General features: G+C 63.6%; 28 protein-coding genes and 1 tRNA gene. 21 read left to right on the top strand and 8 right to left on the bottom strand.

Annotation, left to right across the window (positions count from 1 at the left end; genetic code table 11):
• Positions 1-40 precede the first annotated feature (40 nt).
• A complete protein-coding gene (locus FZF13_RS20870; RefSeq protein WP_024926347.1) occupies positions 41-361 on the top strand; it encodes a DMT family transporter in 321 nt (106 codons plus the stop codon).
• A gap of 383 nt (positions 362-744) precedes the next feature.
• On the top strand, positions 745-1953 hold the full coding sequence (locus FZF13_RS20875) for an MFS transporter (protein ID WP_024926348.1): 1209 nt from the start codon (positions 745-747) through the stop codon (positions 1951-1953).
• Between the two features lie 91 nt (positions 1954-2044).
• Here FZF13_RS20875 and FZF13_RS20880 read toward each other — a convergent pair whose 3' ends face one another.
• Together FZF13_RS20880 and FZF13_RS20885 are read right to left on the bottom strand one after the other, a co-directional pair.
• Positions 2045-2344, bottom strand: coding sequence for a putative quinol monooxygenase (locus tag FZF13_RS20880; protein ID WP_024926349.1), 300 nt, complete (start codon positions 2342-2344; stop codon positions 2045-2047).
• A gap of 40 nt (positions 2345-2384) precedes the next feature.
• Complete coding sequence (locus tag FZF13_RS20885) at positions 2385-2762, bottom strand: hypothetical protein (RefSeq protein ID WP_024926350.1); 378 nt, start codon at positions 2760-2762, stop codon at positions 2385-2387.
• 213 nt (positions 2763-2975) lie between these two features.
• Here FZF13_RS20885 and nagZ point away from each other — a divergent pair, with 213 nt between their 5' ends.
• The 10 genes from nagZ (at position 2976) to FZF13_RS20935 (ending at position 13017) form a co-directional block, all read left to right on the top strand.
• The gene (gene nagZ / locus FZF13_RS20890) at positions 2976-3995 is read left to right on the top strand and encodes a beta-N-acetylhexosaminidase (protein ID WP_024926351.1); all 1020 of its coding nucleotides are present in this window, start codon (positions 2976-2978) and stop codon (positions 3993-3995) included.
• 68 nt (positions 3996-4063) lie between these two features.
• Entirely contained in the window at positions 4064-4861 is a 798-nt protein-coding gene (locus FZF13_RS20895; RefSeq protein WP_024926352.1) for a segregation and condensation protein A, read from the top strand.
• The gene (gene scpB / locus FZF13_RS20900; RefSeq protein WP_024926353.1) at positions 4858-5610 is read left to right on the top strand and encodes an SMC-Scp complex subunit ScpB; all 753 of its coding nucleotides are present in this window, start codon (positions 4858-4860) and stop codon (positions 5608-5610) included. The genes FZF13_RS20895 and scpB overlap by 4 nt, the downstream gene beginning before the upstream one ends.
• 168 nt (positions 5611-5778) lie before the next feature.
• Entirely contained in the window at positions 5779-5997 is a 219-nt protein-coding gene (locus FZF13_RS20905) for a twin-arginine translocase TatA/TatE family subunit (RefSeq protein ID WP_024926354.1), read from the top strand.
• A gap of 50 nt (positions 5998-6047) precedes the next feature.
• A complete protein-coding gene (gene tatB, locus FZF13_RS20910) occupies positions 6048-6800 on the top strand; it encodes a Sec-independent protein translocase protein TatB (RefSeq protein ID WP_024926355.1) in 753 nt (250 codons plus the stop codon).
• On the top strand, positions 6797-7648 hold the full coding sequence (gene tatC / locus FZF13_RS20915) for a twin-arginine translocase subunit TatC (RefSeq protein WP_024926356.1): 852 nt from the start codon (positions 6797-6799) through the stop codon (positions 7646-7648). Before tatB ends, tatC begins: the two co-directional genes overlap by 4 nt.
• A 921-nt stretch (positions 7649-8569) precedes the next feature.
• The gene (serS, locus tag FZF13_RS20920) at positions 8570-9874 is read left to right on the top strand and encodes a serine--tRNA ligase (protein ID WP_024925346.1); all 1305 of its coding nucleotides are present in this window, start codon (positions 8570-8572) and stop codon (positions 9872-9874) included.
• The gene (gene surE / locus FZF13_RS20925) at positions 9874-10632 is read left to right on the top strand and encodes a 5'/3'-nucleotidase SurE (RefSeq protein WP_024925345.1); all 759 of its coding nucleotides are present in this window, start codon (positions 9874-9876) and stop codon (positions 10630-10632) included. The genes serS and surE overlap by 1 nt, the downstream gene beginning before the upstream one ends.
• On the top strand, positions 10629-11282 hold the full coding sequence (locus FZF13_RS20930; RefSeq protein WP_024925344.1) for a protein-L-isoaspartate(D-aspartate) O-methyltransferase: 654 nt from the start codon (positions 10629-10631) through the stop codon (positions 11280-11282). The genes surE and FZF13_RS20930 overlap by 4 nt, the downstream gene beginning before the upstream one ends.
• A 139-nt stretch (positions 11283-11421) precedes the next feature.
• Positions 11422-13017 (top strand): peptidoglycan DD-metalloendopeptidase family protein, encoded by a 1596-nt coding sequence (locus FZF13_RS20935; RefSeq protein ID WP_024925343.1) that lies wholly within the window; start codon positions 11422-11424, stop codon positions 13015-13017.
• Between the two features lie 143 nt (positions 13018-13160).
• Here the strand turns inward: FZF13_RS20935 and FZF13_RS20940 are convergent, their stop codons facing one another.
• Positions 13161-14036, bottom strand: a complete 876-nt coding sequence (locus tag FZF13_RS20940) for an ATP-binding protein (protein WP_024925342.1) — start codon at positions 14034-14036, stop codon at positions 13161-13163.
• Between the two features lie 231 nt (positions 14037-14267).
• On the opposite strand from FZF13_RS20940, the gene yajC reads away from it, so the two are divergent.
• The 6 genes from yajC (at position 14268) to FZF13_RS20970 (ending at position 20018) form a co-directional block, all read left to right on the top strand.
• The gene (gene yajC, locus FZF13_RS20945; protein ID WP_024925341.1) at positions 14268-14606 is read left to right on the top strand and encodes a preprotein translocase subunit YajC; all 339 of its coding nucleotides are present in this window, start codon (positions 14268-14270) and stop codon (positions 14604-14606) included.
• 48 nt (positions 14607-14654) lie between these two features.
• Positions 14655-17201 carry a protein translocase subunit SecDF gene (secDF, locus tag FZF13_RS20950; RefSeq protein WP_024925340.1) on the top strand — a complete coding sequence of 849 codons (2547 nt, stop codon included), beginning with the start codon at positions 14655-14657 and terminating at the stop codon, positions 17199-17201.
• 23 nt (positions 17202-17224) lie between these two features.
• Entirely contained in the window at positions 17225-17617 is a 393-nt protein-coding gene (locus tag FZF13_RS20955) for an Mth938-like domain-containing protein (protein ID WP_024925339.1), read from the top strand.
• Between the two features lies 1 nt (position 17618).
• Positions 17619-18461 carry a phytoene/squalene synthase family protein gene (locus tag FZF13_RS20960; protein WP_024925338.1) on the top strand — a complete coding sequence of 281 codons (843 nt, stop codon included), beginning with the start codon at positions 17619-17621 and terminating at the stop codon, positions 18459-18461.
• A gap of 169 nt (positions 18462-18630) precedes the next feature.
• Positions 18631-19068 (top strand): hypothetical protein, encoded by a 438-nt coding sequence (locus FZF13_RS20965; RefSeq protein WP_307417048.1) that lies wholly within the window; start codon positions 18631-18633, stop codon positions 19066-19068.
• Complete coding sequence (locus FZF13_RS20970) at positions 19068-20018, top strand: sterol desaturase family protein (protein ID WP_024925336.1); 951 nt, start codon at positions 19068-19070, stop codon at positions 20016-20018. The genes FZF13_RS20965 and FZF13_RS20970 overlap by 1 nt, the downstream gene beginning before the upstream one ends.
• 15 nt (positions 20019-20033) lie before the next feature.
• On the opposite strand, the gene FZF13_RS20975 is transcribed toward FZF13_RS20970, so the two are convergent.
• Entirely contained in the window at positions 20034-20582 is a 549-nt protein-coding gene (locus FZF13_RS20975; protein ID WP_051512215.1) for a hypothetical protein, read from the bottom strand.
• Positions 20583-20746: 164 nt separating this feature from the next.
• On the bottom strand, positions 20747-22171 hold the full coding sequence (gene trmFO, locus FZF13_RS20980; protein ID WP_024925334.1) for a methylenetetrahydrofolate--tRNA-(uracil(54)-C(5))-methyltransferase (FADH(2)-oxidizing) TrmFO: 1425 nt from the start codon (positions 22169-22171) through the stop codon (positions 20747-20749).
• 186 nt (positions 22172-22357) lie between these two features.
• Here trmFO and FZF13_RS29175 point away from each other — a divergent pair, with 186 nt between their 5' ends.
• Positions 22358-22519 carry a hypothetical protein gene (locus tag FZF13_RS29175; protein WP_161777456.1) on the top strand — a complete coding sequence of 54 codons (162 nt, stop codon included), beginning with the start codon at positions 22358-22360 and terminating at the stop codon, positions 22517-22519.
• 169 nt (positions 22520-22688) lie between these two features.
• Here FZF13_RS29175 and FZF13_RS20985 read toward each other — a convergent pair whose 3' ends face one another.
• Together FZF13_RS20985 and FZF13_RS20990 are read right to left on the bottom strand one after the other, a co-directional pair.
• Complete coding sequence (locus FZF13_RS20985; RefSeq protein WP_065998060.1) at positions 22689-22829, bottom strand: DUF1127 domain-containing protein; 141 nt, start codon at positions 22827-22829, stop codon at positions 22689-22691.
• A 50-nt stretch (positions 22830-22879) separates the two neighbouring features.
• Complete coding sequence (locus FZF13_RS20990) at positions 22880-23020, bottom strand: DUF1127 domain-containing protein (RefSeq protein WP_065998056.1); 141 nt, start codon at positions 23018-23020, stop codon at positions 22880-22882.
• Between the two features lie 240 nt (positions 23021-23260).
• Between FZF13_RS20990 and FZF13_RS20995 the strand changes: the two genes are divergently transcribed.
• Positions 23261-24376, top strand: coding sequence for a DUF2157 domain-containing protein (locus FZF13_RS20995; protein ID WP_024925333.1), 1116 nt, complete (start codon positions 23261-23263; stop codon positions 24374-24376).
• On the top strand, positions 24373-24951 hold the full coding sequence (locus tag FZF13_RS21000; RefSeq protein WP_024925332.1) for a GDYXXLXY domain-containing protein: 579 nt from the start codon (positions 24373-24375) through the stop codon (positions 24949-24951). Before FZF13_RS20995 ends, FZF13_RS21000 begins: the two co-directional genes overlap by 4 nt.
• A gap of 57 nt (positions 24952-25008) precedes the next feature.
• Here the strand turns inward: FZF13_RS21000 and FZF13_RS21005 are convergent.
• Positions 25009-25093, bottom strand: a tRNA-Leu gene (locus FZF13_RS21005).
• Positions 25094-25408 lie beyond the last annotated feature (315 nt).

The raw sequence follows: 25408 nt of genomic DNA on the forward strand, positions 1-25408 counted from the left end.
GAATGTCCGGGACGGCCCGGCGCCCCCAAGGAGGGTCGCCATGGCCTGGGTCTATCTCATTATCGCCGGATTGCTGGAAGTCGTCTGGGCTTTCTCGATGAAGAAGTCGGAAGGTTTTACGCTTCTCACCCCCACCATCGTCACCATCGTCATGATGACCGCCAGTTTCGGCCTGTTGTCGGTGTCGATGAAGACGCTGCCGCTCGGAACCGCCTACACGATCTGGACCGGCATTGGCGCGGTCGGCGCTTTCGCCGTCGGTGTCGCCGTGCTCGGCGAAGCGGTAACGCCGATGCGCGTGCTTGCCGCCGCCCTCATCGTTGCCGGGCTGGTGATGATGAAGCTGTCGAGCAGCCATTAGGGTTCGGCCGCTGACGCCTTACCTTCTCCCCCTGTGGGAGAAGGTGGATCGGCGCGCAGCGCCGAGACAGATGAGGGGTGCTGGAAGAAGCGAGACGGCGCAAAGCGATCGCCCGTTTCAACAGCACCTCAGTCCGGAAAAGTAACACGCCGTCCAACACCCCTCATCCGACCTCGCCTTCGGCTCGGCCACCTTCTCCCACAAGGGGAGAAGGTAAGGCGCCCAGGCACCTCACTGTCAGGTCATGGCAGCAAGCATCGACATCGCGAAAAAAACCGTCCTTTATTCTGTCGGGACCTGTCCGGCCGAAACGTCATCCTGATGACGGCGGCCGGTGGTCGGCGCCTTCGGCAGTTTCCTGCTTATTCGGGAGGCAGACGGACATGGGTGCTTCTTCCTATCGTTGGGTGATCGTCGGCGCCGGCGCGCTGATGACCTGCGTCGCGCTCGGCGCGATGTTTTCGCTGGCAATCTTCCTCGAACCGATCTCGGTCGACACCAACTGGTCGCGCGCCGGCATTTCCAGCGCGATGACGCTGAATTTCCTCGTCATGGGGGTCGGCGGCTTCATGTGGGGCGCGGCCACCGACCGCTACGGCCCGCGCATCGTCGTGCTGATCGGCGCGGTCCTTCTGGGCCTGGCGCTCGTTCTGGCCAGCCAGGTGCACACACTGCTCATCTTCCAGATGACCTATGGCGTGCTGGTCGGGCTGGCGGCCAGCGCCTTCTTCGCGCCGATGATGGTCACCACCACGGCCTGGTTCGACAAGCACCGCAGCCTCGCGGTCTCGCTGGTCTCGGCCGGCATGGGTGTCGCGCCGATGACGATTTCGCCCTTCGCGCGCTGGCTGATCACCGCCTATGACTGGCGCACCGCCATGTTCGCCATCGGCGTGATGTCCTGGGTACTGCTCATCCCGGCGGCGCTTCTGGTGCGCCGCGCGCCGCAGAATCTGGCCAATGACGAAGCGGGCTCCGAACTGGCCAGCGAGGGCGGCGGCATGACCGTCGGCCAGGCGCTGCGGTCGATGCAGTTCCTGGTGCTGGGCATGACCTTCTTTGCCTGCTGCATGGCGCATTCCGGCCCGATCTTCCACATGGTCAGCTACGCCATGGCCTGCGGCGTGGCACCGATGGCGGCGGTGTCGATCTACAGCGTCGAAGGCCTCGCCGGTCTCGGCGGCCGGCTGGTGTTCGGCGTGCTGGGCGACCGGCTGGGCGTCAAGCCCGTGCTGGTCGCCGGCCTGCTCATCCAGGCGGCGGTGATCGCGGCCTATCTGATGGTCAGCAAGCTCGGCGAGTTCTACGCCCTCGCGGTGATCTTCGGCGGCACCTATGGCGGCGTCATGCCGCTCTATGCGGTGCTGGCGCGCGACTATTTCGGCCCGCGCATTCTAGGCACCGTCTTCGGTGCGGCCACCATGCTCTCCAGTCTCGGCATGGCCTTCGGTCCGCTGGCCGGCGGTTGGGTCTACGATGCCTATGCCAGCTATTCCTGGCTGTTCATCGGCTCGGCGATCGTCGGGCTGGGTGCGGTGGCCATCGCGCTGGCCTTTCCGCCGGTGCAGCGCCAGCAACTGCAGCCGGCTTGACTGCCGCATATCGGGGTCGAGCAAATGCGCGCTGCGCGGCCTCGGCTGCGTGGTGCTTTGTGGCGGTCGGGGGCGCGCCACCGATCTTGCGTCACGTCGCCCGGGGCGTTCCGATCTCGTAGACGACGAGATTGCGGTCGGTGATGCCGAGCGTCGGCCAGGCGGCGCGCCAGGCCTTGATGTGATCGGAGGAAAAATGCGCGTCGAGCGATGCCTGGTCGCGCCAGATCTCCTTCACATGGATGCGTCCGGGGATCAGCACGTCCTCGGCGTAGGAATATTCCACGCAGCCGAATTCCGCGCGGCTCCCCATGATCATGCGCTCCATGACGGGCCTCGCTTCGGCCAGTTTTTCGGGCGGCAGGCGGACGGTGCCGACAATCAGAAGCATCGTTTCACTCCAACAAAGAGGGCGGGTAACGGCGCGCGTTTTATGCGGGTGCGCCGAGATAGGAGAGGGTGGCGGTGACGAGGAAGACGATCCAGGCCGGGTGTCGGCCCCTCGTGCCGATCAGCCAGAAGACCGCGCACAGGGTGAGGAAAGTCGCGATGGCGACCGCGAGGCCGGCAAGGCTGCGATCGGGCCTTGCCATCCAGAAAAACAGTGCTGCCAGCCCCCAGCCGAAAAGCGTCGCCAGATGCCAGGTGCTGCGCAGGGCGGCAAGATGGCGCCGCCCGAGCAGTTTCGAGCCGTCGCTCTGTGTTGCCTGAACAGCGAGACTGCGGAAGATCAACATTTCGCCCAACACGCTATGCGCAAGTCCGAGAAGAACGGCTGCTGCTGCTGCCGCGAGAAAATACACGTTCATCGATCGTCCCCCAAAGAAATCCCGTCGTGTAGCGACACCCGGCGTCAGGACATACAGCGTCACCGGTTGCGTCCATTGTCGCGGCCTGATTGCAGCGTAGACGAAATCGACGCCGGCGCGTTGGAGAAACTGCGCGTCGCGGCGGGAAACCGGATGTTGAAACCTCCGATACCCCAGATTCCCTTAGGCCGCCGAAATCTCTAGACTTGGCGCATGACCGAATCACAGACCCTCATCCTCGGCTGCGCCGGAAAATCCCTCACCCGTGAGGAAAAGACCTTCTATCGGGGCGAAAGCCCGTGGGGGTTCATTCTCTTTGCCCGCAACATCGCCGAGCCGGAGCAGATCCGCGACCTCGTCGCCGAGATGCGCGACTGCGTCGGTCGTCCGGGCGCGCCGGTCTTCATCGACCAGGAGGGCGGGCGCGTGCAGCGGCTGAGGCCGCCGCTGGCGCCGAATTATCCCGCCGGCGGCGCGCTCGGCGCGCTCTACCGCGACAATGAGGACGCCGGCCTGCGCGCGGCGTGGCTGCACGCCCGGCTGCACGCCTTCGACCTTCTGCGCTACGGCATCACCGCCGACTGCCTGCCCGTGCTCGACGTGCCGGTGGAGGGCGCCAGCGACGTCATCGGTGCGCGCGCCTATGACAAGGAACCGTCCATCGTCGCAGCCCTCGGCCGCGCTTCCGCCGAGGGGCTGATGGCCGGCGGCGTCATTCCGGTGATGAAGCACATTCCCGGCCACGGCCGCGCCTCCGCCGACACGCATTTCGAATTGCCGACGGTGACGACGTCGCTGAAGGAGTTGCGCAAGCATGATTTCGCCCCATTCCAGGCGCTGAACGACCTGCCGATGGCAATGACCGCGCATGTCATCTTCAGCGCGGTCGATCCGAACAATCCCGCGACCACGTCCGGCAAGGTGGTCGAGGAGATCATCCGCGGCGAGATCGGTTTCGACGGGCTCCTGGTGTCGGACGACACCTCGATGAAGGCACTTTCTGGGGATTTCCAGACAAAGGCGGCCTCGATCCTTGCGGCGGGCGTCGATCTGGTCCTTCACTGCAACGGCGTCATGGAAGAAATGGCCGCCGTCGCCTCGCGGGCCAAACCGCTCGTAGGCAAGGCGCTGGAACGGGCCAACCGGGCACTTGCCTCGGTCAAGGGCCATGACGGCAAGGACGAGGCGGCACTGCGCGCCGAATTCGCGGAATATTTCGAGGCGGTCGCGTAACCGCATGGAGTGAGAAAAGAGGCAAGGTGGCTGAGTTAGCGGAGAAAAAGCCCGGCAAGGCCGCGCCGATGGACCGCCTCTGGGCCGAGGGTGACGACGAGCGCGTCACCGGCGACCCCGAACTGGTCGTCGATGTGGACGGTTTCGAAGGCCCGCTCGATCTGCTTCTCCATCTCGCCCGCAACCAGAAGGTCGATCTCGCCCGCATCTCGATCCTGGCGCTGGCCGAGCAATATCTGGCCTTCGTCGAGAAGGTGAGGGCGCTGCGGCTCGAACTCGCCGCCGACTATCTGGTGATGGCGGCGTGGCTCGCCTTCCTGAAATCCAAGCTCCTCATCCCCAAGCAGCCCGGCGAAGAGGGCGAGAGCGGCGAGGAACTGGCGGCGGTGCTGCAGTTCCGTCTGCGCCGGCTGGAAGCGATGCGCGATGCCGCCGCGCGCCTCGTCAACCGCAACCGGCTCGGCCGCGACGTCTTCCAGCGCGGCCTGCCGGAAATGGTCATCGTCGAGAAGCGCAACGAATATTCGGCGACGCTCTACGATCTGCTTACCGCCTATGCCCAGCAGCGCCAGCGCGAGGCGATCTCCACCGTGCGCATCGCCAAGCGTGGCGTGTGGTCGCTGAAGGAAGCGCGCACGATCCTTGCCCGGTTGCTCGGCACGTCGGCGGACTGGACCGCGCTCGACTGTTTCCTGATCGAATATCTGGCGAGCCCGGCCGAAAAGCGCACGGCGATGGCGTCGTCCTTCGCGGCGACGCTGGAACTGGTGCGCGAAGGCAGCATGGAAATGCGCCAGGACGAGGTGTTCGCGCCGCTCTACCTGCGCGGACGCCAGCGCGCCAAAGCAGTCGAGGTCGCGCAATGAGCGAAAGCCGCAACGCTTCGGTCATTCCCTTCAAAGATGGGCCCTTCAAGGCGGATGACGAGGACGACGCCCTGGCTCAGAACCCGGCCGAGCGGCTGCATCTGGCCGAAGCCGCGCGCATGGCCGAGGCCATCGTCTTCGCCAGCGCCGAGCCGGTCAGCGAGAAGCAGCTCGCCCAGCGCCTGCCGGACGGCGTCAACATCGCCGCCGCCATGGCCGAACTGCAGGACATCTATTCGCGGCGCGGCGTCAATCTGGTGCGCATCGGCGATTGCTGGGCCTTCCGCACCGCCGGCGATCTCGCCTTCCTGATGAGCCGCGACACGGTGCAGCAGAAGAAGCTGTCGCGCGCCGCGCTCGAAGTTCTGGCGATCATCGCCTACCACCAGCCGGTCACCCGCGCCGAGATCGAGGATATCCGCGGCGTCGAGACCTCGAAGGGCACGCTGGACACGCTTCTGGAGACGGAATGGGTGAGGATGCGCGGCCGCCGCAAGACGCCGGGCCGCCCGGTGACCTACGGCACCACGGACCGTTTCCTCGACCATTTCGCGCTGGAGGAAATCCGCGACCTGCCGGGCATGGAGGAGCTGAAGGGCGCCGGCCTGTTGTCGACCCGCATGCCCGCCAATTTCTCGATACCGCTGCCGCCGGCCGATCCCGACGAGCTGACCGAGGACGAGGATCCGCTGACCGATATCGACCTCGAGGAGCTCGGTCTTTTGACGCCGCGCGTCACGGAAGAGTGATTGGCGCGGTCGTCGAAACCGGTCCATGCGCTGATTGGTAGCGGCAATATTGCCGAAAAGAGCCTGACAATAAGCAGGACATGATAAAACCTGTCGTGGTTCCGTTTGAAACCGGCTGCGAAAACGCATAGATCAGCGGCAGGGAAATCAAATCAAGAGAGATAAACAATGGGTTCGTTTTCGATTTGGCACTGGCTGATCGTTCTGGTCATCGTGCTGCTGGTGTTTGGCCGCGGCAAGATTCCGGAGCTGATGGGCGACATGGCCAAGGGCATCAAGAGCTTCAAGAAGGGCATGGCCGACGATGAGACGGACGATGCCCGCACGGTGGAGCACCGCTCCGACGAGACCGTTTCGACCATGAAGGAAAAGGCCGGCAAGAGCTGAGCCTTTCCGTTCGTCGAAGCCTTTAGCAGCGTTAGTCGGAAGCCATAGCCATGTTCGAGGTCGGCTGGAGCGAGATGCTGGTGATCGCGATCGTGATGATCGTGGTCGTCGGCCCCAAGGATTTGCCTGCCATGTTGCGCACCTTTGGCCGCACCACAGCCAAGCTGCGCGCCATGGCTGCCGATTTCCAGAAGCAGTTCAACGAGGCGCTGAAGGAAGCCGAGCTTGACGAGGTCAAGAAGTCGGTCGACGAGTTGCGCAGCCTCAACCCGGCCGCCGAGATCCGCAAGCAGCTCAATCCTTTCGAGCAGGCGGCGGCGGATGTGCGTGCCGGCGTCGACGATATGATGAAGCCGAAGCCGGCGCCGGACCCGCAGACACCGGCGTCGAGCGAGCCGCAACCCGCCGATCCGCTGAAGAACGGCGCCACGGTTCTGCCCGGCGTCGACGGTCCGCAGGCGATGCCGGCTCAGCCCGTCATTGCCGCCGCTGAAGCGGGCACCGCCCGGGCCAAGACGACGCGCCGCAAGACAGAAGCTGTTGAGGCGGTTGCCAAGGCTCCAGCCAAGGCCGCGGCGAAGCCGGCCGCCAAGGCGACGGCGACGAAAGCCGCGTCGGCGAAACCCGTAGCCGCCAAGGCCGCTGCCCCGGCGACGAAGCCGGCTGCTGCAAAGGCGCCTGCAACGAAGCCGGCCGCCACCAAGCCTGCCAAGACAACTGCGAAATCGGCTGCCAAGGCGGTCAAACCTGCCAAGCCCGAAGCTTCGGCGCCAGCGAAGAAGACGGCGAGGACCGCCAAGTGAGCGTTTCGGAACGGGAAGAAATCGAGAAATCCAGCGCGCCGTTGATCGAACATCTGGTCGAACTGCGCCGCCGGCTGATCTGGTCGATCGCCGGCTTCTTCGTGGCCTTCCTGGTCTGTTTCTTCTTCGCCAAGAAGCTGTTCAACCTGCTCGTCGTCCCGTTCAAATGGGCGACGCAATGGGCCGGCCTCGATCCGCACAAGGTCGAGCTGATCTACACCGCGCCGCAGGAGTTCTTCTTCACGCAGGTGAAGCTCGCCATGTTCGGCGGCATGGTCATCGCCTTTCCGCTGATCGCCACGCAGATCTACAAATTCATCGCGCCCGGTCTCTACAAGAACGAGCGCGCCGCTTTCCTGCCGTTCCTCATCGCCTCGCCGATCCTGTTCCTGATGGGCGCGGCGCTGGTCTATTTCTTCTTCACGCCCATGGTGATGTGGTTCTTCCTGGCCATGCAGCAGACGGGAACCGACAACCAGGTGCAGATTTCGCTGCTGCCCAAGGTTTCGGAATATCTCAGCCTCATCATGACGCTGATCTTCTCCTTCGGCCTGGTCTTCCAGCTTCCGGTGGTGACCAGCCTGATGACCCGCGTCGGCATGTTGTCGTCGCAGGGGCTGGTCGACAAACGCCGCTGGGCGATCGTCATCGCCTTCGTCGTTGCTGCCATCCTGACGCCGCCCGACCCGATGAGCCAGATCGGCCTCGCGCTGCCCACCATCATCCTCTACGAGGTGGCGATCTGGACCTCGCGCATGATCGAGAAGAACCAGGCCCGCGAGAAGCTTGAGCGCGAGAAGGCCGAGGCGACGACGGAAACGGAAAAGTCCGGCGAGGCGGGTTCCTAGGAATTGTTGACCCTGCGGCTTGGGTGTGATTCCGAGCCGTAGCGTTCCGCTTCTCCGGCGGTTCTGAACCGCCGCTGCCGCCACGAATGTTCCGGCATGGATTCCCGACACGCTCCGCTCCCTGCGGTCGCTCACGCGGCCGGGAATGACGGATGTCCGTGAGCGCTTTCGCCAATCGCAGCGGTTTCAGAAGGGCGTCGTTTCGTTGGCATGGAGCACTGGCTGCTGTCGCAGCGACACCGATGCAACGCCGGGCATGGACAATTGGCGAGACCGTCCATGCATCTCGTCATTCCCGACCGCGTGAGCGAGGAACGAGCGGGGCGTGTTGGGAATCCATGCCGGAACGCTGACGCGTCGGCGCGGTGCAGGATGTGGATAGAAGGGGTGGTGGTAGGCGCGAACCCAAAGAAAGAACCGTTTCCCTCCAATCCCTTGCCGAAAACCACGCGAAAATCGTTCGCGGATTTGTCCACGTCCTCGCGGCACACGCCACAATCGGCCCATCGCCCTCACGGGAACCTGGTGCGCACCGGGTATCAGGGAGGGCGCCGGTGCCGGACTGGCAGCGCTAACGGTGGCGGTGTCTGGTGACGAGCCCTAAGTCCGGGCCCTGGAAAAACCCGGCCGCCGAAAATGGCGGCTCGAGGCCCGAAGTCTGCCGTCGCGAATGACGGCGAGGTCGGTCCGGGGCAAGAACACTGGCGGGGCGCCCGGAAGGCGCCACGTACTGTTTGCTAAGAGGCACCGACCCGGCGCCCCGCTTCCCACCCCTTTGCCAATGGCCAGGGCCGAAAGGCAGCGTGGCGATGTAATCGCGTGGAAAGGACACTCCGCTGCCGTCAAGGTGACACGGTCTCGCCCTTGCATCCGGCGCCGAGGAGCGTTACCCCACGGCTCTCCCTTCAGGATGGACGGACAATGCTTGATATCAGATGGATTCGCGAAAACCCGCAGGCCCTCATCGACGCGCTGGTGAAGCGCTCGTGGTCGTCGGCCGACGCGCAGTCCACTGTCGAGGACATCGTTGCCAAGGACGAGGCGCGCCGCGCCCATCTCGGCCGCCTGCAGGAAGCGCAGGAGCGCCGCAACACCGCCTCCAAGGAGATCGGCAAGGCGCTCGGCATGAAGGACGCCGAACTGGCTGAAAAGCTGAAGGCCGAGGTCGCCGAGATCAAGAGCTTCATCCAGGGCGGCGAGGCCGAGGAACGCCGGCTGGACGAGGCGCTGGAAGGCACGCTGGCGGTGATGCCCAACATTCCGCTGCCCGACGTGCCGGTCGGCAAGGACGAGCACGACAATGTCGAGGTGCGCAAGGTCGGCACCATCGCCACGCGGCCCAACTGGGTGAAGGAGCATTTCGAGATCGGCGAGGCGCTCGGCCTGATGGATTTCGAGCGCGCCGCCAAGCTGTCGGGTTCGCGCTTCACCATTCTGCAAGGCCAGTTGGCCAGGCTCGAGCGGGCGCTTGGCCAGTTCATGCTCGACCTGCACACGACCGAGCATGGCTACACCGAAGTGCAGCCGCCGCTTCTGGTGCGCGACGAGGTGCTGTTCGGCACCGGGCAGTTGCCGAAATTCGAGGAAGACCTGTTCTTCACGCCGCATGGCGAGAGCCGGCTCGGCCTCATCCCGACGGCGGAGGTGTCGCTGACCAATCTGGTGCGCGAGGAGATCGTCGCGCATGACAGGTTGCCGCTGCGGCTCACCGCGCTCACCCCGTGCTTCCGGTCGGAAGCGGGCTCGTCCGGCCGCGACACCCGCGGCATGCTGCGCCAGCACCAGTTCTACAAGGTCGAGCTGGTCTCCATCACCGACCAGGAAGGCTCGATCGCCGAACACGAGCGCATGACGCAATGCGCAGAGGAAGTGCTGAAGCGGCTCGGCCTGCCATACCGCACCGTGGCGTTGTGCACGGGCGACATGGGTTTTGGCGCCCGCAAGACTTACGACATCGAGGTCTGGCTGCCCGGCCAGAACGCCTATCGCGAAATCTCGTCCTGCTCGGTCTGCGGCGACTTCCAGGCGCGGCGCATGAACGCCCGCTACAAGGACCGCGAGGGCAAGGGCAATCTGTTCGTGCACACGCTGAACGGTTCGGGCGTGGCGGTCGGCCGCGCGCTGATCGGGGTCATGGAAAATTATCAGAACGAGGATGGCAGCGTAACGATTCCTGAAGCGCTGAAGCCTTACATGGGCGGCCTGGAAAGAATCGAATCGAAATAATGCGCATTCTTCTGACCAATGACGACGGCATTCACGCCGAGGGCCTGGCCTCTCTGGAGCGCATCGCCCGCACGCTTTCCGACGATGTCTGGGTGGTGGCGCCGGAGACCGACCAGTCCGGCTACGCGCATTCGCTGTCGATCTCCGAACCTTTGCGCCTGCGCAAGATCAGCGAGAAGCACTATGCGGTGCGCGGCACGCCGACCGACTGTGTCATCATGGGCGTACGCAAGATCCTGCCCGGCATGCCGGACCTGATCCTGTCGGGCGTCAATTCGGGCGCCAACATCGCCGACGACGTCACCTATTCGGGCACCGTTGCCGGCGCCATGGAAGGCACGCTGCTCGGCGTGCGTTCCATTGCCGTCAGCCAGGCCTATTCTTATGTCGGCGAGGACCGCGTGGTGCCTTACGAGACCACCGAAGCGCTGGCGCCGGCGCTGCTGAAGAAGCTGGTGGCCATGCCGCTGCCGGAAGGCGTGCTGCTCAACGTCAATTTCCCGAACTGCACGCCGGACGAAGTTGCCGGCACCGTGGTGACCTCGCAGGGCAAACTGGTGCATTCGCTGTGGGTCGACGAGCGCCGCGACGGGCGCGGCCTGCCTTATTACTGGCTGCGTTTCGGCCGCGAGCCGGCGGAAGGCAAGGCCGGAACCGACCTGCACGCCATGCGCAACCGGCTGGTTTCGGTGACGCCGCTGCACCTCGACCTGACCGCCTACGAGATCCGCGACCAATTGACGAAGGCGCTTGCATGATTGCTGGTTTCGACGAACGCGAGGGTTTCGCCGCCTTCCTGCTTCGCCTGCGTGGCAAGGGTGCCGTGCCGAAACCGCTGATCGCCGCCTTCGAGGCGACGCCGCGTCCCGCCTTCATCTCGGGCCAGTTCCACTCCATCGCCTGGACCGACCGTATGCTGCCGATCGAGTGCGGCGAGGCCATGGAGGGCGCCGACCTGCAGGCGGCCGTCATCACCGCGCTCAACATCGAACCCGGTCACCGGGTGCTGGAGATCGGCACCGGTTCGGGCTTCACCGCCGCCGTCATGGCAAGGCTCGCGGCGCGCGTTGTCACCGTCGACCGCTACAAGACGCTGATCGAACTCGCCAAGCAGCGGTTCGAGGCGCTTGGCATCACCAATGCGTTCGCCCGTCACGCCGACGGCTCCAACGGCCTCGTCAATGAGGGGCCGTTCGACCGGATCATCGTCTGGGCTGCTTTCGATGCCTTGCCGCGCTTCCTGCTCGACCAGTTGTCGAGCGGCGGTTCGGTGATCGCGCCGATCGGGCCGGAAGAGGGCGAGCAGGTGCTGGCCAAGCTGATCAAGGTCGGCAGCCGCTTCGAGCGCGAGGACATCGGCACCGTGCGTTTCCAGCCGATCCTGCCAGGCGTCGCCGCCATCATCTGACGGCAGGCCAACTGCGGCGCCCTTATCCGGACAAATATTTTAAGAAAAATTTCGACGGATTCTAACGGTTTAACTGACCAGTAACATTAACGCGCTTTAATCCAGTCCAGTGAGTACCGGGTAAGTGCGGGTTATTGCGATGCAGTTCAAATCCTTGAAGGCAAACAAGCGCAATTTGACGCGTGGCTGCGCCATGTTGCTGATCATCGGCGCGGTGTCAGGGTGCAGTTCCCAGGTCGCCCGCTTCGGCGGTGTCGACACGATGGCGACGGCCTCGACCGACAACCAGCGCTCCATCATCGAAAAGCAGCCGGTTTCGCAGCCCTATCCGGGCGATGTCCAGGCTCCGGCTTCCAACAACACCTATTCGCGCGCTTCGGTCTCGCGTTCGAGCCTGCAGCCGGTTTCCGCCCAGCCATTGCCGCCCGTCGCCAATTCGGTTTCGGCCGCCGCCACGACGGCTGCGGCGCCGGTGCTGGCAAAGGGTGCCGCCAAGGTGGCCAAGGTCGATCAGACCCTCACCGGCGGCATCAACCAGGTGCAGGCGCCGGTCAATTCCGCAATCGCCAGCGCCCAGACTGCAGCCGAGGACGTGAAGGGCTGGTCACGTGCCGGTGGTACGCAGATCACCGCACGTGAAGGCGAGACGGTGTACAATCTGTCGCGTCGCTATGGTGTGCCGGCCGACGTCATCTTGAAGACCAATGGTCTGGCCGACGCCAACGGGCTGCGTAGCGGCCAGAAGCTGGTCATCCCGACCTATGTCTACACCAACAAGGCGCCGGTTTCGGCGCCCGACAACGATCCCAATGTCGCCGACGCCAAGTCGTCGCGAGGCACCAAATACGACGTGCCGGCCAACAAGATCCCGCTGCCGGCCAACGCACCGGGCGACAAGGTCGCCGTTTTGCCGCAGCAGCCGAAGGTCAAGGAAGGCAAGGGCGTCGCGCAGGTCGATTCTTCCGCCGCAGCCAGCGATCCGAAGACCAAACCCGGCAAGGAAGCACAGGTTGCAGCCGTGCAGCCGAAGGCAAGTGCCGGCGGTTATGTCGTCCAGAAGGGCGATACGCTGTCGTCGGTTGCCAAGAAGATGGGCGTCACCACAACCGCGCTGAAGCAGGCCAACGGCATGCAGGACGGGTTGCTGCGCATCGGCCAGACGCTGAAGGCGCCGGCTGCCGGAGCCGCGACCGTTGCGGCCGCCAAACCAGCCGCTCCGGCTGCGGCGGCACCGGTGGACGCGGTCAAGACGGCCTCGATCCCGCCGCAGGAAAAGCCTGCCGCGACGCTCGCCACCTATACGCCGCCGAAGAAGGACCAGAAGGTCATCCAGCAGGCCGAGAGCGATGCCGCCGAAGCGCCTGACTCAACCGGCATCGGCAAGATGCGCTGGCCGGTGCGCGGCCGCGTCATCACGGGCTTCAAGGCCGGGCAGGGCGGTATCGACATCGCCGTGCCGGAAGGCACGCCGGTCAAGGCCGCGGAGAACGGCGTCGTCATCTATGCCGGCGACGGTCTCAAGGAATTCGGCAACACCGTGCTGGTGCGCCACGAGGATGGACTGGTCACCGTCTACGGCCATGCTTCCTCGCTGGAAGTGCAGCGCGGCCAGAAGGTCAAGCGCGGCCAGGAGATCGCGCGCTCCGGTATGAGCGGCACCACCGACGCGCCGAAGTTGCATTTCGAGGTGCGCAAGAATTCGTCGCCGGTCGATCCGCAGACGTTCCTGGAGTAAGGCTTTCCCGAACAGGATAGGCCTCGAATAGAAGAGCAAGAACGATTTCGGGCTGTCGACCTCCAGTCCGGCCCGGCAGCTTGGCCCGCTTCGCAAGAAGCGGGCTTTTTCGGTTCAATGGGAACGAAAAATGCGTTGCCCGATCAGTCGGCCAGCGGCCTGCCGAGGCGGCCGGCAAGGTCCTGCGTGAATTGCCACGCCACGCGGCCAGAGCGGCTGCCGCGCGTGGTCGCCCATTCCAGTGCCTCGGCGCGCAGCGTGTCGGTGTCGATGTCGAGGCCGAAGTGGTTGGCATAGCCGTTGACCATGTCGAGATAGTCGTCCTGCGAGCATTTGTGGAAACCGAGCCACAGGCCGAAGCGGTCCGACAATGACACTTTTTCCTCGACCGCCTCTGACGGGTTGATCGCGGTGGAGCGTTCATTGTCGATCATGTCGCGCGGCAGCAGATGCCGCCGGTTGGACGTGGCGTAGAAGATGACGTTGCCTGGACGTCCTTCGACGCCGCCCTCCAGCGCTGCCTTCAGCGACTTGTAGGACGTGTCGTCATGATCGAAGGAGAGGTCGTCGCAGAACAGGATGAAGCGGTAGGGGGCAGCCTTGAGCATCGCCATCAGCTTCGGCAGCGTGTCGATGTCCTCGCGATGGATCTCGATCAGCTTGAGCGGACCGCCCGGCTTGCCGGCGGCATTGATCGCGGCATGCACGGCCTTGACCAGCGACGACTTGCCCATGCCGCGCGCGCCCCACAGAAGCACGTTGTTGGCCGCAAAGCCGGAGGCGAAACGTTCAGTGTTGTCGAACAGGATGTCGCGCACGCGGTCGACGCCGCGGATCAAGCCGATATCGACCCTGTTCACCCTGGCGATCGGCTCCAGATAACCGGGATCGGCCTGCCAGACAAAACAATCGACGGCGGTGAGGTCCGTTTTTGGTGCCTGCGGCGGTGCCAGCCGGCTGACGGCGTCGATCAGGCGGTCGAGTTTCTCGGACAGTGCTGCGATGGTTTCCTGGGGCAAGATATGTCCTCGGCGTGATTGCGAAGCCTGCGTTTCGGTTGCGTACCGTACCGTACGGTTCTCTCACGAGCCTTCGGCTTTTGCAAGCGGATGTGCGACCAATACGACACGGCGGGGGAAGTGCGACGGGAGCAGGGCGGGGGATGGTTGCAATAGTAGCTTTACCGACTATATTCCGGCCAAATTTCATGGGCCAGATAACGGCTTTCCTTTACGTCTCAGGAGTTTTCGATGTTCGTAACACCGGCATACGCCCAGGGCGTTGGCGCCACGCCCGATGTTTTCATCAGCATTTTGCCGTTTGTCCTCATTTTCGTGATCATGTATTTTCTGATCATCCGTCCGCAGCGCACGCAGATGAAGAAGCGCGGCGAGATGCTGGCCGCGATCCGTCGCGGCGATACGGTCGTCACCGGCGGCGGCTTCGTCGGCAAGGTCACCAAGGTGGTCGACGACAATGAACTCGAGGTCGACCTCGGCAATGGCCTCAAGGTGACAGCTGTGCGCAGCACCATCGCCGACGTGCGGGTCAAGGGCGAGCCGGTCGCCAACCAGAACGCCAAGAACTGAGTGCCTTGGCGCGCCTGGCGCGCCGATCGGCCCACTGGATCGTAGAACATGCTCTATTTTTCGCGCTGGAAGGCAATCCTGATCTGGCTGGCCGTTGCCGCTACGTTCATCCTTGCCGCCCCTAATCTCATTCCGGCGGATACCTTGGCCAAGTTGCCGAGTTGGGTGCCGAAAAAGCAGATGACGCTCGGCCTCGACTTGCAGGGCGGTTCTCACATCCTTCTCAAAATCGACCAGAACGACCTGATCAAGGATCGTCTGGAAGCCACGCGCGATGAGATCAGAACGCTGCTGCGCGATGCCAAGGTCGGCTACACCGGCCTGTCCGGCACCGGGCGCATGGTGCAGGTGCGCGTTCGCGACACCGCCCAGGTGGATGCGGCCAAGGAAGCGCTGAAAGCCCTGATCGCGCCGGTTACCTCCGGCCTGTTCACCGGCGGTTCCATCACCGAATGGGCCATGGACGAGCCGGAGCCTGGGCTCCTGCGCTTCACCATGACGGACGCGGGCATCAAGTACCGCTCGACGACGGCGCTGGCGCAGTCGATCGAGGTGGTCGACCGCCGCGTCAACGAACTCGGCACCACCGAACCGATCGTGCAGCGTCAGGGCGATGACCGCATCCTGGTGCAGGTGCCGGGCCTGCAGGACCCGCAGCGCCTCAAGGAAATTCTCGGCCAGACCGCCAAGCTGACCTTCCAGATGGTGGATCAGTCGATGCCGGTGCAGGAAGCCCTCAACGGCCGTCCGCCGGCAGGGTCGAGCGTGCTCTATTCGAAGGACGATCCGCCGGTTCCCTATCTGATCGAGAACCGTGTCATCGTTTCGGGTGAAAATCTCGTCGATGCGCAGGCGACGTTCAATTCGCAGAACAACGAGCCAGTCGTCTCGTTCCGCTTCGATTCCAAGGGTGCCACGCGCTTCGGCCAGGCTACCCAGCAGAATGTCGGCAAGCTGTTCGCCATCATCCTCGACAACCAGGTGATCTCGGCGCCGCAGATCCGCGAGCCGATCCTCGGCGGCACCGGCCAGATTTCCGGCAACTTCACCGCCCAGAGCGCCAACGACCTCGCGGTGCTGCTGCGCGCCGGCGCGCTGCCGGCCACGCTGACGGTGATCGAAGAACGTACCGTCGGTCCGGGCCTCGGTCAGGATTCGATCCAGGCCGGCAAGATCGCCGGTATCATCGGCTCGATCCTTGTCGTTGCCTTCATGTTCGTGGCTTACGGCTTCCTCGGCTTCCTCGCCAACATCGCGCTGGCCGTGCATGTGGCGATGATCGTCGCGCTGCTGTCGCTGCTGGGTGCCACGCTGACGCTACCCGGTATCGCCGGTATCGTTTTGACCATCGGCATGGCGGTCGATTCCAACGTGCTGATCTACGAGCGTATTCGCGAGGAGCGACGCAACGGACGCTCGGTCATCCAGGCGATAGACACCGGCTTCTCGAAGGCGCTGGCGACGATTGTCGATTCCAATGTCACCTCCCTTATCGCCACCGTCGTGCTGTTCTATCTCGGCACCGGCCCGGTGAAGGGCTTCGCGGTGACGTTCGCCATCGGCATCCTGACCACCGTCTTCACCGCCTTCACCTTCACGCGTCTGCTGGTCTCCATGTGGCTGCGCCGCGCCAAGCCGAAGGAAATCCCGCGCGCGCCGGTGACCTTCGTGCCACCGGGCACCAAGATCCCGTTCATGGGCATCCGCCGCTGGACCTTCGCGCTGTCGTCCGCGCTGTCGATCCTGTCGGTCGTGCTGTTCATGACCGTCAACATCAACTACGGCGTCGACTTCAAGGGCGGTTCGCTGATCGAGGTCCAGTCGAAGAGCGGACCGGCCAACATCGCCGATATTCGCGGCAAGCTTTCGCAGCTCAACATCGGCGAAGTGCAGGTGCAGCAGTTCGGCAACGACAATGACGTGCTGATCCGCGTTGCGGCCCAGTCCGAAGGCGACAATGCCGAGCAGAGCGTCATCGACAAGGTGCGCGGCGAACTGCAGGACAGCTACGACTTCCGCCGCGTCGAAGTGGTCGGCCCGACCGTGTCGAGCGAACTGGCCAAGCAAGGCACGATCGGCATGCTGGTCGCGCTGGTTGGCATCCTGATCTATGTCTGGTTCCGGTTCGAATGGCAGTTCGCTGTCGGCGCCATCGTCGCCACCGTGCACGATATCGTCATGACGATCGGGTTCTTCTGTCTGACAGGCATAGAATTCAACCAATCGTCCATTGCCGCCATCCTGACGATCATCGGCTACTCGCTGAACGATACGATCGTCGTCTATGACCGCGTTCGCGAAGACTTACGAAAATACAAGAAGATGCCGATGCCGCAGCTTCTGAACAACGCCATCAACGAGACGTTGTCCAGAACGACCCTGACATCGGTGACCACCATTCTGGCCTTGCTGGCGCTGGTGTTGTTCGGCGGCGAGGTGATTCGTTCCTTCACGCTGGCGATGCTGTTCGGCGTGGTGTTCGGCACCTATTCGTCGATCTTCATCGCGGCTCCGCTGCTGATCCTGTTCAAGCTGCGTTCGTCGGACGCGGCTGAAGGGGAGAAGCCGGTGAACGGCAAGGCCGTCGCGACCTGACGGCCGCTGCCGTGGCGAAGGGTTTGTTCGGCAAGGGCATCATCATCCGCGAGGCGCATTTTCCGGGCCGCGCGGCGATCGAGGCTTACGGCAATGGCGGCTTCCGCTTCGCCGACATGTCGCATCGCGGCTCGCTGCTTTGCCTGCCCTCGGGCATCCATGGCTGGCAGCCGGCCGATGCGACTGCCTTGAGCGTGGCGGATTTCGACAAGGTTCTGGCCGAGGCCGGCAAGATCGAGATCCTGCTGGTCGGCATGGGCAAGGAGTTGCGGCCCTTGCCGGCGGCGTTGCGCGCCGCCTTGAAGCAGGCGGGTATCTCGGCCGATCCGATGTCGACGGGCGCTGCGGTGCGCACCTACAATGTGCTGCTCGCCGAAGACCGCGCCGTGGCCGCCGCGCTTGTCGCAGTCGACTGAGGTGACTGATCCCGCCAAGACCGTGATCGACATGGTGCGCGGTGCCGACCATGACCGTTATCTGTCGGCGCTCTATGCACCGGCCGAAAAGCGCGACGCACTTCTGGCCCTTTATGCCTTTAATGCCGAGATTGCCGGCGTGCGCGACCGCATTCGCGAGGCATTGCCGGGCGAAGTGCGGCTGCAATGGTGGCGCGACATCATCGCCTCCGACGCGGCCGATGCCGGCGCCGGTCATCCCTTGGCCGAAGTACTGGTTGCCGCGATCAGACGGCACGACCTGCCCAGGCAAGCATTCGACAATTATCTGGAAGCGCGCGTCTTCGACCTCTACGACGACCCGATGCCATCGCGCACCGATCTCGAAGGTTATTGCGGCGAGACGGCGTCGGCGCTGATCCAGCTTGCGGCGCTGGTGCTCGACAAGGCCGAAGCGCCTCGCTTCGCGGAACTCGCCGGCCATGCCGGCTGCGCGCAAGCCATCACCGGCTTGCTGCTTCTTCTGCCGCTGCACCGAGCGCGGGGGCAGTGCTATGTGCCGGTCGATATCCTGGTGGCGGTCGGCACATCACCGCAGGAGTTCCTGAGCGGCGATGGCGGACCGGGCGCCCAACGCGCGGTCGCTGCGATGATTGCACTGGCACAGGAGCACCTTGTTGCCTTCGAGCGTGGAGCGGCCTCTCTGCCGATATCGCTGCGCCCGGCATTTTTGCCGCTGGTGCTGACGAAAGCCTATCTGGCCGCGATGAGCGGCAAGGCGTCGCCGCTTGCTGGAACGGCACGGCTTTCGGCTTTGCGCCGGCATTGGCTGCTACTGCGGAAAGCCGGGCGCGGCTGGGGTTGAACCGGCCTGCTCCTCAGAGCAGAGCGATCATCTGGAACAGTGCGGAATTTGCCTGGGCATGTCGACCGCGTCGCACGTGCTCCTAATTCTGTCTTTGACGTAAACGTCAACCATGCTAGGTTTCCGGCGGGTTCGAACGCAGAGGAGGCGTTTGCCCGGAGGAGCATCCTTGATCAGCTTGCCAATTCTTGTGGTGATGGTCGTCTCCGGCATTTCGCTCGCGGTCGCTGCCGTGCATTTTACGGGCGGCAGCCGGACCGCGCGTCTCGTCGATGCGCGGGCAGCCCTTGAGCGCTTCACCGTCGACTTTCCCGATTTGCGGCCGGCCACGGTCTATCTGACTGAGGATGGCGGGGCTGCTTTCCTCGATCTTGGCCAGGGCCGGACCGGCGTGGTCCAGGTCATCGGCGATCGCTTTCTGACGCGCATCGTGACGCCGGCGGATGTCGACCTCGCCAGCCTTGTGGAAAGCAAGGTGCTGTCGCTGCGCTTCAAGGATTTCACCTGGCGGGGCGGGCGTTTCGCCTTTGCCGACGCGGCGGCGGTGCAGGCCGTGCTCGCCTCACTCGATCCCAAAAGCCAGCCGGCAAGGCAGGAGGCCGCCTGATGGAGACTTATCAGTTTCCCGATGTCACGAAACTCGCCATTCCGTTTTTCGTCATCGCCATCCTGATCGAACTATGGCTGGTGCGCACCGGCCGCACCAAGGGGGCGTTCGAGACACGCGATACGCTGACCAGCCTGATGATGGGCACCGGTAACGTCGCCGCCGGCATTCTGCTCGGCATCGTCTCCTACTCGGCGCTGTTGTGGGTTTGGCAGTTCCGCTTCCTTGACCTCGGGGTGTCGGTATGGACCTGTATCGCGGCCTTCCTGATCGATGACCTGCGCTATTACATGTACCATCGCATCGCCCATCGCTGCCGCTGGGTGTGGGCGGAGCACGTCAACCACCATTCCAGCCAGCACTACAATCTCTCGACGGCGCTCCGGCAAAGCTGGACCGGCCTGTTCACCGGCATGTTCGTGCTGCAGGTGCCGATGGTGCTGCTCGGCTTCCATCCGGCGCTGATCGCCTTCGTCTACGGCTTCAACCTCGTTTATCAGTTCTGGATCCACACCGAGACGATCGGCAGGATGTGGGGCTGGTTCGAATTCATCTTCAACACGCCCTCGCATCACCGCGTCCACCACGCCACCAATCCACGCTATCTCGATGCCAACTATGCTGGAACGCTGATCATCTGGGATCGCATGTTCGGTACCTTTGTCGAGGAGCTGGAAGAGGATCTGCCGCGCTACGGCATCGTCAAGAACATCGGCACCTTCAACCCGCTCAAGGTGGCATTCCATGAATGGATCGGCATGTTCAAGGACGCCTTCTCACCGGGCCTGACGCTTGGCCAGCGCCTCCGGTATCTGTTCATGCCGCCAGGCTGGAGCCATGACGGTTCGCGCGACACGTCCGAAACGCTGAAGGCCGCCTATGTGCGGCGCAATCCGACCGAGGCCGGCAGGCCGGGGCTGCCTGACAGCAAGATCGAACCGGCCGAATAACCTTGGTAGCTGCCGTTACTGTGGGCTGGCGACGGGGGTACCCCACGACGACAGAGGTTTTTCACTCGCCGTGCGCACCAGCGAGTCGTAAACGGCCAGGCTCTGCAGGCGTTGATTATCGCTGCTGCATTGCTGGATGACGCCGCCGGCATACCATGTGCAGCCCAGCCGCTCGCCAGGCAGGGCGCCTGTCGCCCAATCCTTGACGATACCGTCGGCACCGACACGGAAATAGGCGAGCCGATAGCGTGTGGCCACGCTCTCGCGCTGCATGACGATCCCGGCATCGACATTGGTTCTGCTCGATTCGACATTGTCGATGTGACGGTAGACGGTGTCGCCGTCGGCCAGGCGATATTCGCCGATCATCGGTCCGTAGATGGTCGCGCCTGCCAGGCCCTGCGTGGACATCTGGCTCTGCGACGCAATCTGCGCATAAGGCTTGCCCGTCGCATAGCGCATGTAATTGCGGTCGCCGAGCGATTGCAGCGCTTCCGGTGCCGTCGTGCAGCCGGCGCCGACCGCCAGAATCACGGCGGCAAGGATTATTCTTTTCCGAAACATGATGGCCCCCCGACCAAGAGGTGCGCAGACTAGCGCATCGGCCCGAAAATCGGAATCGATTTTCGGTAAGCACGATGCGCAGCTTCAAAGTGTTAGAGCGTCCTTTGCGCGTCCGAACGGACGCGCGGCGCTCTAATCTGCCGGTGGGCTGCCGTAAATCCCGTCTATTCGGCGGCTTGCGCCTGTGTCGGCAGGCCAAGCCAGGCACGGCAGTCGGCAAGCGCGCGCCCGGTCGTCGCCTTCTTCCTGGCGACCGACTTGTCCTTGCCGCGGAAACGGCCCTCGAATCCGTCGGGACGCAATTTCGTTCCCGGCTCCAGTGGCGGGAACAAGCCGAAATTGACGTTCATCGGCTGGAACGAACGCTTGCCGGGCTCTTCGTCGGAGGTGATGTGGCCGCCGGTGATGTGGTTGAGCAGCGCTCCGAAGGCGGTAGTGGCCGGTGGCAGCGATATGGACATTCCCAACCGTTCCGCGGCTGCGAAACGACCGGCCAGGAGGCCGATGGCGGCGCTTTCGACATAGCCCTCGCAGCCGGTGATCTGGCCGGCAAAGCGCAGGCCCGGCCGGCTCTTCAACTGCAACGAGCCGTCGAGCAAGGTTGGCGAATTGATATAGGTGTTGCGGTGCAAGCCGCCCAGCCGGGCGAACTCGGCGTTCTCGAGGCCCGGAATGGTCTTGAAGATACGCACCTGCTCGGCATGCTTCAGCTTGGTCTGGAAGCCGACCATGTTGTAGAGCGTGCCCAGCGCATTGTCCTGCCGCAGTTGCACCACTGCATAGGCCTTGACCGTCGGATTGTGCGCATTGGTGAGCCCCATCGGCTTCATCGGGCCATGGCGCAGCGTTTCGACACCGCGCTCGGCCATCACCTCGATCGGCAGGCAGCCGTCGAAATAGGGCGTGCCTTCCCATTGCTTGAACTCGGTCTTGCCGCCATCGAGCAACGCCTGCACGAAGGCCTCGTATTGCGGCTTGTCCATCGGACAGTTGATGTAGTCCTTGCCGGTGCCGCCGGGGCCGACCTTGTCGTAGCGCGACTGGAACCAGGCGACATTCATGTCGATCGTGTCGAAATGCGCGATTGGGGCGATGGCGTCGAAGAAGGCGAGCGCATCGGCGCCGGTCTCGGTGGCGATCGCCTGCGCCAGCGACGGCGCGGTCAGCGGGCCGGTGGCAATAATGGTCTGTCCCCATTCGATGGGTGGCAGGCCGACCATTTCCTCGCGCTGGATGGTGATGAGCGGGTGCGCCTCTATCTTGGCGGTAACGGCCGCCGAAAAGCCGTCGCGGTCGACGGCCAGCGCCCCGCCGGCCGGAACCTGGCTGGCGTCGCCAGAGGCCATGATCAATGAACCGGCCAGCCGCATTTCGGCATGCAGGAGCCCGACCGCGTTGCTTTCGGCGTCGTCGGAGCGGAAGGAGTTGGAACAGACCAGCTCGGCCAGCCCGTCAGTCTTGTGCGCGTCGGTGCCGCGCACGGGGCGCATTTCGTGCAAGATCACAGGTACGCCGGCTTGCGCCGCCTGCCAGGCTGCTTCCGAACCGGCGAGGCCGCCGCCGACGATGTGAATGGGGTCTTTGCTCATGCAGCCCGCAATAGTCCCTCGGCTCTACGAATGCAATTCTCGCACTGCATCGGCTGGGGTTTTGGCAGGGTCCAAAAACACAACACCCGCCGGGGGAGGATGTCCGGCGGGTGTCGTTTTGGTGACCGGCCTCAGGGAGGAGGAGAGGTCCGGTCTTATTCGTCATCGCCGGGGAGGAGGTCGGCTTTGACGAAATTCCTTTTGCCAATCGGAGAGGGCAAAACTCTCTTTCGGAACAATGCCCGCCGCTGGGAGGAGGATGCGGCGGGCACCGTTTCGGCGGTCGACCTCAGGGAGGAGGAGGAGGTCGACCATATTCGTCATCGCCGGGGAGGAGGTCGGCTTTGACGAAATTCCTTTCGCCAATCTGGAGAGGGCGAAACTCTCTTTGGGAAACAACGCCCGCCGCTGGGAGGAGGATGCGGCGGGCGCCGTTTTGATGGTCAATCTTTGGGAGGAGGTAAAGATTGACCGTATCCGTCAGGGCCTGGGAGGAGGTAGGCCCTGCCGAAATTGCTTAGCTCGCCTTGCGAGCGACCTTCTTGATGTCCATACGGAACAGGCCGATATCTTCCAGCTGGCGGTTCGACAGGCGACCGAGCTGCTCGACCGTGTCGCGATAAGCGCGCCAGTTACGGTAGTTGCGGATCAGGTTCATTTTCGTGTCTCTTCAGTTCGTCGTTCGGGTCGTAGGCGACCCGTAAAGCCTTAGGCCGACTTGCGGGCCACGTAGGGAATGTCGCTGCGGCTGATGCCGAGGTCAGACAACTCCCGATTGCTCAGGCGGCTCAGCTCGGAAACGGTTTCCCGGTAGCGGCGCCAGTTGCGGTAGTTGCGGATCAGGTTCATGATACTTGCTCGTTTACGTCTTTGTTTCGGTCGTTCATCTTTTCTGTACGACGCTAAGATAGGTGGACCCATATCGATTTAAAAGTGCGAATGGCGCATGGCAGCAATGCGTTTTGTGCAATGCAACATGGCGGCCGTTTCACACCGATGTCATAAAGAAGCCAGAATCGGAAAATGACGCGACGTCAAAGATTTGCTCCGGTCGGCTGGTAATCCGACTAAAATAGTGGAGTGACGCCTTTGGCAGGCTATGTGGGCAGAGTCAGGCAAGACATCGCGCGCTGGGTGGAAAGCGGCCTCATCGACGCCGGTACCGCCGAAAAATTGACCAGCGACATCGAGGCGAATGCACGGCGCTCGCTGAGCTTCGGCTCCATCCTGGCCATGCTGGCCGCAGTGCTGCTGGCGGCCGCGATCATGATCTTCGTCGCGGCCAACTGGGAAGCGATTCCACGCGTCGCTCGCGTCCTATCGCTGTTTGCGGTGATCGCGGCCGGCTATGTCGGCGGCGCATGGCTCAAGCTGCGCGACCATCCGGCCTTCGCGGAAGCGGCGTGGGTGGTGGCCGCGGCCGCGTTTGGCGGATCGATCGCGCTGATCGGCCAGATGTACCATTTCTCCGGTGACGAATCCGGCGCGATACTCACCTGGTGGGCGGGAACCACGCTAGCGGCGGTGGCGCTTCGCTCCAATCCGCTCACCATCATGGGCGTGCTTATCTCTGGCGGCTGGGTGACGATGAAGCTGCTCGGTTCCTTCAGCATCTGGCGCGGCTTTGACTTTCCTCATGCCTATCTGGTCATGCTGGTCGTGCTGTTTGCCGTGTCCTACTGGACCCGGAGCCGGCCGTCCCGCCATCTCGTGCTCATTTCGCTCATTGGCTATGCAGCATTCCTGACACTGGATGGCGATCGTGCCTTCATGTTGGCCGAACTGGCAGCCGTTTCGGCGGCTGTTTTCGGCGTCGCCGTCTTCGCCGCGGAGCCGGTCGACCGGATCGTTCAATTGGGCGGGCGCCTGTCGCTGCATGCCTTTGTCGGTTTTCTCGTCGGCATGTTCATCCTGCAATTCCAGATCGAGGGCTCGGGCGGGTTCGCTCCGGTTGCCGCGATCACATTGGCGGGCATCGCCGCTGCCATCGTGCTGGCCGGTCGCGAGAGCCGTGGACTGCGCTGGATCGCCTATGTCGGCTTCGCGTTCGAGCTCATTGTCATCTATGTGGTGATGATGGAGACGATGCTGGGCACGGCCGGCTTCTTCCTGGCCGCCGCGGTCATCCTGGGCATCCTCGCCTTTGCCATCATCCGCATTGAGAAACGCATGAAAGGCCCAACCGGCCAGGGAGCAGCGTCATGACGGGCAAGAAGCTGCTCATTTCCGCAGTGGTGCTGGCGCTGGTGCAGATCGGCTTCCTGAGCTGGATCATCGCTGGCCGTGCCGCGATCCTGCGCAATGGCACGGAAGTTCTGCTGAAGGTCGAGCCGATCGATCCGCGCGACCTGCTGCGCGGCGACTATGTCAGCCTTGGCTACGAGATTTCGCGCATACCGGTGAAGCTGGTCGCCGACATCCCGACCGACCGCACGGCAGCGACCGACGAGCGTATCCTCGTCAGGCTGCACAAGGACCAGGACGGCTACTGGCGCGCGGTTGCCGCTTTCCTTGGTAAGCCGACGACGGCGCCGGGAACGGACGAGGCCGATATTGCGGGCCGGCTCCTCGGCGGCTCGTCGCTAGAGCCGGACGCAACCTTGTCGCCGGATTACGGCATCGACCGCTTCTATCTGCCGGAAGGCGAGGGGCGGGCGATCGAAAAAGACATGCGCGTTCGGCCCTTCGGCGTGCGCGTAGTACTGGCCAGGGACGGCACGGCCCAGATCAAGGCGCTGATGGACGGCAGCGAGACGCTGTTCGAGGAGCCGCTTTACTAAGGTCGACGGGGAATAGTGGCTGCAAGGATGGATGGCGTGACGGCGCCATCCGGAGGCTGGTACGGATGAGAGGACTCGAACCTCCACGCCTTTCGGCACCGGAACCTAAATCCGGGGCGTCTACCAGTTCCGCCACATCCGCATGGCCCGGCAATCCCACGTAGCCATCATTCTGTCAATGTCACCGGTCAAGGACAGCCATTCGCCGGGCGCGAAGATGGTTGAAAATCGGCCTCGCCTGTGACAAAAGGCGTGTCGAATGTGACGGGATGCGACGATCCGCTTCTTCTAAATGTGATATGAAGTCGGAAAAACAAAGACTTACTCACATTTTGGAGCGTCGTTGGGAGAATTGAGCCGCCGAAGCGGTCAGGACTCCAGCTTCCGCGCCAAAAGCCACTCCCGGCAAGACTATTCCGGCAGGCTGCGAACGGCGGGACCGTTTGCCAGCCCCATT

The organism is Mesorhizobium terrae (assembly GCF_008727715.1).
Classification (GTDB): Bacteria; Pseudomonadota; Alphaproteobacteria; order Rhizobiales; family Rhizobiaceae; genus Mesorhizobium; species Mesorhizobium terrae.